Source organism: Nostoc sp. (assembly GCF_035638895.1).
Lineage (GTDB): Bacteria > Cyanobacteriota > Cyanobacteriia > Cyanobacteriales > Nostocaceae > Nostoc.
This window is the reverse complement of the sequence record NZ_DASQZC010000528.1, coordinates 1-6,013: the sequence shown is the minus strand read 5'-3', so window position 1 is coordinate 6,013 and position 6,013 is coordinate 1. Positions and strand designations below refer to the sequence as shown.

Sequence of the window (6,013 nt, the reverse complement as noted above, 5' to 3'; positions counted from 1 at the left end):
CTCTTGTTTTCCCTTTCTGCAATGAGACTTTGGTGGCTTACAGCAAGTCTTTGGGCTAAACTTTCATTATTTCTGGGAAGGAGTTCAACTTGGGGTTGTTGGTACGGGTGCGCTTGTCTTCGAGGTCTGGTGTTGCTGTATGTACCAGAAGCTATTGCCCTCTCTATGAGTTCCAACTTCTTGGTAATTGTTTCTAGTTTAGTGTCGAGATGGGATTCCAGGTTTTCTAGCTTCTGATCCAATTTGCCGGAATTATTGATATCAATCTTGCTATCAAACTTAGATATTAATTCCTCTAAGCCTTGCAGCACAGAAATTGTATGTCCCTCTCTGTGCAGTTTAGATAGTTGGCGCACTACTGGAATTAAAGCAGTCGGAACACGAATCATTGAGCTTGCTGGGGTCTTGTCGTCAGCCATTTGATATCAATTTTGATAGCAATCAACTGATGATAGAGGAAAAGTGATCCGTTTTTTCAAAGCCCAGATGCTATGGAGTGATCGCAGCCCAGACATGGCATCAAACCTCACGCTGCCCAATCCCTACACAGTAACTCTGCCTGTTGCAGCACTGTCACCATCGCCTTCTCCTGTTTCTCAGGCGGATAACCATATCTCCGCAGCAGGCGCTTGACTAACCTCCGCAGATTCGCTTTGACACTTTCTTTTACAATCCAATCAATCGTGACGTTGCGGCGGATTGTCTCTACTAAGTCATGAGCGATCGTTTGAAGTATTTTATCCCCTAATGCTTACACAGAAGTGTCATTTAAACCCAAAGCATCATAAAAATCTAATTCATCCTCAGTTGAGTGTAAATATTAACTAAGGATGAACTAGCTTTACAGAATTATTTTTAAATAATTTTAGTTTGACTAAATGGGAATGCAATCTACCATTTAAATTCCTAAACGTTTGCATTCGCTATCCATTAGTTGGTCGTACATTGCCAGTTTTGAGTGAATCGATTCGTACAATTTGCCTAAATGTTCGGGGTCGCACTTGCACTTGTTGACCATTTGCTCAAACCATTTAAAACCCTTTTTGTCACTACGTCCAGCTTTGAAATCTATAAGAACACCCCAAAGGCATTCACTTCCTGTAATGGGTAGAAACCCCATTGAGGTTGCCTCTTTTTCTGCAAAAGCGTTGTACTGTTGGAGGATTTCGCGGTTGAGAGTCTGTTGTTGTGGTGTCATGAGTTTGGGGTCAAATCCATTCTTCTGGTTGCGTTTATTCTTACGAGGTTTTGTCATATTTAGTCCTCAAATTTTGAGATATGCAACCATTGTATAGTACGTTTATACTATAAGCAAAAAAACTTATTTTTCGATAATTAACTTATGCGCGATCGCACATAAGTTTCTGTTTGCCCCATCTTCGCCTTCATCATCCGATCTATTCAAGTAAATCTTATGAACTCAGGTGAAGAGGAAGGTTATAAAGAAGTAGGAAATAAAGCAAGAAAGCAATTTGAACAAGGAGCGACAAAGTTAAGCATTTCGGCGTATAGTACCTAAAACGTGATGATTTCGTGGCTGTTCGCAGGAAAACTTGGGAGTTACGTTTTGCTTATTAATCTACATGGCGATGCAGAGATGGTTGCTCACCAGAGAATCAGCGTTTGGGGCAAGAATCATAAGCGGCGTTTATGACAGCCCTCTCGATTTAGTTGCGACACGAAAGCGGAACTAGATTCTCAGGGTTGAATCAGGTGGAGACATAGCAATCGTCCGAGTTCGGCTTGAATCAAGTAACGCAGGTGGAGAACCTATTATCAATAATTGGTCTTTTTACATGAAAAAACAGAAAGCTGTTTTTGCTCCACTCCTCAAAAAAGTTAGCGGATACAATTATTGTATTCGGACAGCAAGTGATATTTGATAACTTATTGAGTCGTTCATTGAGGTTAAAGCCTAGTCAGTGTATGATAAAATCTCAAAAATACGAACAAACCCGTTCATGTGCAAAATGCGGCAATGAAGAAATGCGATTTCTTGATGAACTAACCGCAGCATTTGAAGAAACACGCGCATGGTCTGAATGTTGTTCCCAATGCGGTTCCACAGATTTTAGTAGCGGCTATAACGCACGTCCCGCACTGTCTCGCCAACAATTAGAAATTTGGGCTATTAACGACAAGCTTCATTTTTCACAACAAGACGAAGATTTGACGCTTGCTAGTCCAAATAATTTAGAATTGCTGCTAGAATTTCTAGATTCTCCTCAGACCCATATCTGCCAAAGAAGAACTTTAGCCTCCACGCTCTACGTACTTTGGTATGATGCTTATCCCGAAACTGGCGAAAGCTATCTAGAAAATGCCGAATTTGCCAAAAAAGTTGCTCTTGAAATTAATAAACGCACCTCACTGTTGATTGAATTAGGGGCCTCAGAATCTGAAGAATTCGGCGAACCGCTTTGGTATTTAAGCAACTATCTTAAAAGAGAATTTGAAAAACACAAACCCCTTCCACACATAATCGTCGATGGGAGGCTTGATCCCATTGATCCCATCGTAACTCTTAGAGCTATTGCAAAAGTGTTTTGTGATCTAATAAAACGTTAGACCATTTCACCCCTTCCTGCGGTGCGAAAGCTGATTGGGCGACTGGCGGCACAGGCAGGGCTTGATATCAAAGTTCACTGTCACATGATGGATGCGCCATGCTTGCGGCTACTATCTGGTAAATCAGGGTTACAACACCAGGGAAATCCAAGACTTCCTGGGACACCGTGATATCAAACACACTGAAAAGTATACCAAGCTGAACGCTCGACGCTTCCTTAATTTTAATTGGGGAGATTTATGACATCAATCGAAAAATAAGGTTTGTATACTAGTATGAAAAATAAGGTTTGTATACTAGCATGAAAAATCCTTGGGATTGGGAAGAAGAGGATATTAATTTACTGATCCAAGACGGAGTGCAAGAAAGCTTGACACTGGACTATAAAGGATGCGATTCATTAGATAAAAGAAATCCTAGTAGAAAAAAAGATTTAAGCAAGGATGTTTCTGCATTTGCTAATTCAGCAGGGGGTAATATATTGTATGAACTTCTTCCTTAACTGCGGACAGTAGTAATTGATATTGCGGTTTTCAGACGGGTTAGGCTCTTCCATATTTTTATATAAACAAATTTTTAGACCTATGGTTCGGCTAACTATGAAATTAAAATTTTCTTAATTCAGTTTCCTTAATCCTTTGTTTCTACTTCCTGCCAACCTTTGATAGCACCAACAATAAAAGCACCTGCTGGGTTATCAATAGCTTTCTCAAATGCAGCTAACCCTCCTTCTTTGACAGCATTTATCACTCGTATTTTTAAAGTGGGATTACTTTCAATTCGATTTATGGCTTCTGCTGCTACTACCATTTGCTGTGATGTAGTAGTGCTAGGATAAGTTTGCTCTAATTGTTTTAGTAATTGCTGAATCTCAGCAGCAGCTTGGGCAAGGCTCTGCGGTTGTCCAGCAGCGTAGTAATTCCCTTGAATATAATCGCGTTCAATACGCTCGTTATAGTTGCCGCCACCTGTGTTGATATTGCGATCGCCGGTCACTGTTGTATCTCCTTGAACTACTTTATTGTTATCGCCTTGAACGTTGTTAAGGTTGCTATTGACAGAACCGCCAACTGAAAGTCCACCTTGATTGTTAGTCATAGTACCTGTGACTTCAATAATATTTTGAATAGGTCTTTTAGCCATTGATTTAACTATTTCCGTCAAATCAGTATTCTGCTGACGATAAATTGCTATTTGTTCATCTTTGGCTTGTAAGTGAAATTTGTACTTTTCCTCAACAGCTACTAGTGCTAAGTCGTATTCTCGCTTTAAATAGTTTTCAATTTCCGCTTTGTTTGCGTCACAAGGAACATTAACCCGAATAACAAAAGCACCATCATTCTTATTTTCAATAGCTTGAATGAATAGTTCTTCACCACCACACTCAACTTGTAGTTTTTGAAATGACGTTAGAAATGCTTGCCAATCAATACCATCAGCAAAAATTAAGTCAACTGTTTCTAACGCTTTTTGAAATAACTTGTTAAACTCCCCAGGTGAAAACTCTCCGCTACTGGGGCGGCGCTCTTGTTTGTCACTTTTCCAGTAGACATATTGGCAATTAATGCTATCTAGCTTTGTATGAGAATTAATATGCCAATCTTCTAAGCAAGCACCTGTAAAATTTGCTGCGGTGAAATTTGTTCTTAATGCTTGAGTTCTAACTAATTTAGCCCCACTAAGATTTGCCTCACTGAGGTTACTATAACTTACGTCTGCATCGGTGAAATCTGCCGAACTAAAGTCAAGACTACTGAGGTTTGCGTACTTGATGTTAGCATTTACGAGAAAAACCTCACCGAGGTTTGCTCCACTGAGGTTTGGCCTGCTGAATTCTAAACCATATCTGTTACTTTCTTCGAGATCAATCTTATTGAGATTAGCCCCACTAATATCAACATCACTTAAAACAGCTAGACTTAGGTTTGCTCTGCTGAAATTAGCCAAACTGAGGTTTGCCCCACTGAGGTTTGCCCCACTGAGGTTTGCTCCACTGAGGTTTGCCCCACTGAGGTCTGCCCCACTGAGGTCTGCTCCACTAAGGTCTGCCCCGATGAGGTTAGCGAAACTGAGGTCAGTCTCGATGAGGTTTGCTCCGCTAAGATCAGCTTCGCTAAAGTCAAATCCTATGAGGTTAACCCCACTGAGGTGAGCCATGCCGAGGTTTGCCCCAATGAGGTTAGCTCCATCAAGGTATGCATTGTAGAGATATGCCCTGTGGAGGTCAGCATCTCTGAGGCTAGCATCTTTGAGACTTGCTTCGCTGAGGTCAGCATCTCTAAGGTTTGCTCTATCAAGGTCTGCTCCACTAAGATCAGCTTCGCTAAGTTCTGCTTCACTGAGGTCAGGAATTATTTCTGGATTGTTATCTCTCCACTCATTCCAAACTTGCACACCTTTCATCAGCCAAGCATAATGCTTATCATTAACCATTGCAGATTTTCCTTATGTACTACCTTCAGAATCTTCAATGGGGCATAACTATGAAGACGTAATTTCAATTAACCTCATTAAAATCTAGAGCAACAGGTTTGCTTTGGACTATAGCAAGTGTTGGGGGTAGCGTCCACCCTGGCTATGCTGTCGCCAGTTGAGGAAAATAAATGTCGGGAAATGGGATTTGACGACATTGGGGTTAAACTCGCGCACAGTAAGGGTTAAGGGCGTATTACATTGGTAAAACGATATCCCCAAAAAAGGTTTGTCTTACTCCTCAGTTTCAGTCCATTGTGCCGCTATGAGGAATGTTAGAGCCAATTTGAACTAGGAGCGATCGCTGTTTACGCGATGGGTTTTTGACCATACTTACTAAACAAATCGTTCAGTGCCTCGGATAGCAGCGCTTGAACTGTTGTATCTTCTGACAACGCAAGTTGCTTCAACTGCTTGGATACGGCCGGATCAAAGTGACCAGCGATCGCCTTCTTACCTTGACGACTGGGCGCGACTCCAGTGGAAGGATTTTTGATCAGTGGTTCCCCATCTGGACTTGTTACGGGCTTTGTGGATTTTTCCGGTTCTGAAGCCTTGCGTAGAGAATCGGCTAACTTCGTGTTCCTTACCATCGCAGTTAACGTGTATACATATAAACAAGTTTACATTAATATAATGCAACAGTCTTACAGCTTAACTTGTTTACACAACCATTTGTAGAGTTGCCAAATCTCATCCGCAGCCTTCCCTTTTGGCTCATATTCTTGTGCTGATAATCCGGCTGCCAGCGATCGCACAAAAGCGGTACGCTCATAAATACGAACCGGGGCGATGGGAACGTTGTACTCTTTGATGGCATCAGCGGCCTCCTCTCCAAGTGATCCTCTTGTGGGAACAGAGTTCAAAACGACTGTGGCAGTTTTTTTAGCCAGCTTCACTAAGTCAATTGTGTTGCCTATGGCACGTAGATCCAGAATCGAGGGCTGACACGGTATCAAAATTAAATCGGCA

Annotated in this window: 9 protein-coding genes and 1 pseudogene; 4 read left to right on the top strand and 6 right to left on the bottom strand. The window is 41.6% G+C overall.

Going from position 1 to position 6,013, the window contains the following annotated elements:
• The 3 genes from VE944_RS26180 to VE944_RS26170 all read right to left on the bottom strand — a co-directional run.
• On the bottom strand, positions 1-419 hold a 419-nt coding region (locus VE944_RS26180; protein ID WP_324984042.1), incomplete at its 3' end, for a hypothetical protein.
• Between the two features lie 107 nt (positions 420-526).
• Positions 527-700, bottom strand: coding sequence for a type I restriction enzyme endonuclease domain-containing protein (locus VE944_RS26175; RefSeq protein WP_324984045.1), 174 nt, complete (start codon positions 698-700; stop codon positions 527-529).
• Between the two features lie 198 nt (positions 701-898).
• Positions 899-1,255 (bottom strand): hypothetical protein, encoded by a 357-nt coding sequence (locus tag VE944_RS26170; protein WP_324984039.1) that lies wholly within the window; start codon positions 1,253-1,255, stop codon positions 899-901.
• Positions 1,256-1,926: 671 nt separating this feature from the next.
• On the opposite strand from VE944_RS26170, the gene VE944_RS26165 reads away from it, so the two are divergent.
• Genes VE944_RS26165 through VE944_RS26155 form a run of 4 tightly spaced genes read left to right on the top strand, consistent with a single transcriptional unit; the run spans position 1,927 to position 3,071 of the window.
• Entirely contained in the window at positions 1,927-2,568 is a 642-nt protein-coding gene (locus tag VE944_RS26165; protein WP_324984037.1) for a hypothetical protein, read from the top strand.
• A 21-nt stretch (positions 2,569-2,589) separates the two neighbouring features.
• Positions 2,590-2,739: a hypothetical protein gene (locus VE944_RS26160; RefSeq protein ID WP_324984034.1), complete on the top strand. Its 150-nt coding sequence runs from the start codon at positions 2,590-2,592 to the stop codon at positions 2,737-2,739.
• Entirely contained in the window at positions 2,684-2,812 is a 129-nt protein-coding gene (locus VE944_RS34030; RefSeq protein ID WP_349256796.1) for a tyrosine-type recombinase/integrase, read from the top strand. The genes VE944_RS26160 and VE944_RS34030 overlap by 56 nt, the downstream gene beginning before the upstream one ends.
• A 58-nt stretch (positions 2,813-2,870) precedes the next feature.
• Positions 2,871-3,071, top strand: a complete 201-nt coding sequence (locus VE944_RS26155) for an AlbA family DNA-binding domain-containing protein (RefSeq protein ID WP_324984031.1) — start codon at positions 2,871-2,873, stop codon at positions 3,069-3,071.
• 128 nt (positions 3,072-3,199) lie between these two features.
• Here the strand turns inward: VE944_RS26155 and VE944_RS26150 are convergent, their stop codons facing one another.
• The 3 genes and pseudogenes from VE944_RS26150 to VE944_RS26140 form a co-directional block, all read right to left on the bottom strand.
• Entirely contained in the window at positions 3,200-5,002 is a 1,803-nt protein-coding gene (locus VE944_RS26150) for a pentapeptide repeat-containing protein (protein ID WP_324984028.1), read from the bottom strand.
• Between the two features lie 347 nt (positions 5,003-5,349).
• The gene (locus tag VE944_RS26145; protein ID WP_324984025.1) at positions 5,350-5,634 is read right to left on the bottom strand and encodes a ribbon-helix-helix domain-containing protein; all 285 of its coding nucleotides are present in this window, start codon (positions 5,632-5,634) and stop codon (positions 5,350-5,352) included.
• A gap of 54 nt (positions 5,635-5,688) precedes the next feature.
• A pseudogene (locus VE944_RS26140) lies at positions 5,689-6,013 on the bottom strand (hypothetical protein); the annotation flags it as partial.

Bases quoted from the DNA above. Each gene is read 5' to 3' on its own strand.
- VE944_RS26145 (WP_324984025.1), bottom strand. From the start codon at position 5,634: ATGGTAAGGAACACGAAGTTAGCCGATTCTCTACGCAAGGCTTCAGAA.
- VE944_RS26155 (WP_324984031.1), top strand. From the start codon at position 2,871: ATGAAAAATCCTTGGGATTGGGAAGAAGAGGATATTAATTTACTGATC.
- VE944_RS26170 (WP_324984039.1), bottom strand. From the start codon at position 1,255: ATGACAAAACCTCGTAAGAATAAACGCAACCAGAAGAATGGATTTGAC.
- VE944_RS26150 (WP_324984028.1), bottom strand. From the start codon at position 5,002: ATGGTTAATGATAAGCATTATGCTTGGCTGATGAAAGGTGTGCAAGTT.
- VE944_RS26165 (WP_324984037.1), top strand. From the start codon at position 1,927: ATGATAAAATCTCAAAAATACGAACAAACCCGTTCATGTGCAAAATGC.